We start from the raw sequence: 3,062 nt of genomic DNA, 5'->3' as shown, positions 1-3,062 counted from the left end.
CAGCTCACCGACTCATCGATCAACGCGATCGAAGCACGAGCCGGCGACGTCGTCTCCAACGCCCAGAGCGCCGAGACCGCACGACTCCAAGCAGCCGCCGACGCCGAGGCGACCGCCCCGGCCGCACCGCGGCTCGTCGACTCATCGATCAATGCGATCGAGGCACGGGCGGCCGAGACCTCCGGTGGCCAGGTCCAGTTCCCGAACGCCCGCTGACTCGAACGCTGATCGAGTTCCTCCCCGATCCCGGCGATCGGAACCGTCCACACGGTTCAGGTCGTCGGGATCGTTCGCGCCCGGCCGCTGTCAGATCAGGCCGAGTTCGCTCACCGCGTCGCGCTCGGAGACGAGTTCGCCGGCCGAGGCGTCGATCTTCTCGCGGCTGAATTCGTCGATGTCGAGGCCCTGGACGATCTCGTAGTTGCCGTCCTTGCACACGCACGGGAACGAGCTGATGATGCCCTCGGGAACCCCGTAGCTGCCGTCGGACGGAACCGACATCGAGACCCAGTCGCCGTCGGGGGTTCCCAGCGTCCAATCCCGGATGTGGTCGACCGCGGCAGACGCTGCCGATGCGGCCGACGACGACCCGCGGGCGTCGATGATCGCCGCGCCACGCTTGGCGACGGTCGGGATGTACTCGTCGGCGTACCAGTCGTGATCACCGACGAGTTCATACGCGTTCTTGCCGTCGACCTCACAGTGGAACAGGTCCGGGTACTGCGTCGTCGAGTGATTGCCCCAGATCGTCATCTTCTTGATGTCGTTGACGGAGGCATCGAGCCGGGTCGCGAGCTGGCTGATCGCACGGTTGTGGTCGAGGCGGGTCATCGCCGTGAACCGGCCGTTGTCGAGATCGCCGGCGTTGTTCATCGCGATCAACGCGTTCGTGTTCGCCGGGTTGCCGACGACGAGGATCTTCACGTCCTTCTTCGCCGAGCGACCGAGAGCTTCGCCCTGCGGCTTGAAGATGCCACCGTTCGCCGACAGCAGGTCGGCGCGCTCCATGCCCGCCTTGCGGGGCATCGACCCGACGAGGATCGCCACGTCGGCGTCACCGAACGCCACGTCGGCGTCGTCGGTGCAGGTGATCGAGTCGAGCAGCGGGAAGGCACCGTCGTCGAGTTCCATCCGCACGCCCTCGAGCGCACCCAACGCGGGAGTGATCTCGAGCAGGTTCAACGCCACCGGCGTGTCCGGTCCGAGCATCGTGCCCGAGGCGATACGGAAGAGGAGGCTGTAGCCGATCTGGCCTGCAGCTCCGGTGACGGCGACACGTACTGGAGTGGTCATGCCCGCGAGGCTACGGCGACGAACGCCCCACCGGAAATCCGGTGAATGCCCGCCCGTGACCGGCACCGACGGACTCTTCGGTCAGACGCCGAGGATGCGGGTGATGAGGTCGGTGTAGTACGCCTGACCGGCGCCGTTGAGGTGGATGTTGTCGTCGTAGAAGCAGTCGCCCTGACACTGCGGGCCGAGAACCTCCCAGTCGAGGACCGTGACGTTCGGGTAGGTCATCGGCAACGCGCGGAGCTTCTCGTTGTTCCCGGCGATCCAGCCACGATCGGCCTTCCCCGTCACGAACACGACGCGCGGCACGTCGACGAGCATCGCCATCATCTGGTCGAGCGATGACTGCGGGAAGGATCCGTTCGTCCCCAAGTGGACGACGACCGCGGAACCGAACAGCCCGCGGTCCTTGATCGCCTGGAACTCGGGGAGTGCAGCGGAGAACTGACGGCTCTGCACGGCATCGACGACGAACCCCCGCGCGCTCAGTTCCTCGGCCGACCCGAGCATCACCGAGTCACCGAAACCGATCAACCGCAGCTCGGGTGGCTTGCCCTGCGGCGGAGTGACGAGCGGGGTGATCGTCGACATGTCGTTGACGATCCCGAGCGACGTGGCCTCGGGCGGTGGCGGCGCAGTGGTCGGTGGGGCAGTCGTCGGGGCGACGGTCGTCGGAGGGGCGGTCGTGGGTGCCACGGTGGTCGACGGGGCCGTCGTGGGACGGGTCGTGGTCGGAGGAGCGACGGTGGACACCGGCACGCGGACGTCGCGGACGGTCGTCGACGGGCTGGACGTCACCGTCGGCGTGAGCTGCTCGGGCGCGGGCGAGGCCACGTCGGGCGCACCGAGCTGGACCGTCGCGTCCTCGTTCGCGGTGAACGTGTCGGCGATCTCGCTCTGCTCCAGATCGGCGGTGGCCAAGGCCGCACCGGCGAACACCGTCATCACCACGGCGAGCGCACCCACCGACAGGAGTGCCCGACGCGGGAACGCACTCGCGCTCGTCCGCGCCCGACGGAACGTCGTCCGGAACGAACCCGTCCGGATCGGTGTCTCGACGAATCGATACGAGACCTCGGTGATCGCGACCGTGATCGCCATCGCGACGATGAATTCCGTGACGGTGAGCTTGTTGCCGGCCAGTTCCCGAATCGCCTGGTACACCGGCCAGTGGTACAGGTACAGCCCGTACGAGCGCAGCCCGATCCACTTGAGCACCGGGTTGCCGAGGATCCCGTTGGCGCGGGCCCCCGAGTGCGAGACCGCGGCAAGCATCACCAGGGTCAGACACGACGCCCCGAAGAGTCCGCCGCGGAAGAGGCGCGGATCGGCGACTCCCGCCGGCGTGACGAGGTACAGGTTCCAGCACATCCACGCCAGGCCCAGCAACGCGAGCAGTGCGGCGACGTCGAACACCCGACCCTTGGTGCGCAACGGTCCACGGATGACCGCGAACGGTCGCCACACCATCGCGAACGCCGCTCCGAGCAGGATGCCCGACATGCGCGAGAACGTGCCGATGTAGGCGAAGTCGAGCTTCGAGATCGGGTGGTCGCCGATGAACCAGTAGGCGTTGGGCGTGCTCTCCGGATCGCTGATCACACCGGGGTAGTAGAGCGAAGCCGAGATGACCGCGATCGCGACGGCTGCGATGAACAACCACCGGCTCATCCCGGCGACGCTGCGCGTCCCCTTCCGGCCGAGCAGCACGACCATGATCAACGGCCAAATGAGATAGAACTGCTCCTCCACGGCGAGGCTCCACAGGT

Annotated in this window: 3 protein-coding genes; 1 reads left to right on the top strand and 2 read right to left on the bottom strand. The window is 67.2% G+C overall.

The genetic code is table 11. From position 1 onward, the window contains the following. Positions 1 to 216 (top strand): hypothetical protein (locus tag ON45_RS23260; RefSeq protein ID WP_040496202.1); only part of this gene is annotated, 216 nt, incomplete at its 5' end. Positions 217 to 306: 90 nt separating this feature from the next. On the opposite strand, the gene ON45_RS19295 is transcribed toward ON45_RS23260, so the two are convergent. After that, positions 307 to 1,293, bottom strand: a complete 987-nt coding sequence (locus ON45_RS19295) for a malate dehydrogenase (protein ID WP_040496201.1) — start codon at positions 1,291 to 1,293, stop codon at positions 307 to 309. An 81-nt stretch (positions 1,294 to 1,374) separates the two neighbouring features. Further along, positions 1,375 to 3,062, bottom strand: a 1,688-nt coding sequence (locus tag ON45_RS19290) for an acyltransferase family protein (protein ID WP_040496200.1), incomplete at its 5' end; no start/stop codon positions are given.

It is taken from the genome of Ilumatobacter nonamiensis YM16-303 (assembly GCF_000350145.1).
In the GTDB taxonomy this organism is placed as follows: Bacteria; Actinomycetota; Acidimicrobiia; order Acidimicrobiales; family Ilumatobacteraceae; genus Ilumatobacter_A; species Ilumatobacter_A nonamiensis.
This window is presented reverse-complemented; position numbering and strand designations above follow the sequence as displayed.

Bases quoted from the DNA above. Each gene is read 5' to 3' on its own strand.
- ON45_RS19295 (WP_040496201.1), bottom strand. From the start codon at position 1,293: ATGACCACTCCAGTACGTGTCGCCGTCACCGGAGCTGCAGGCCAGATC.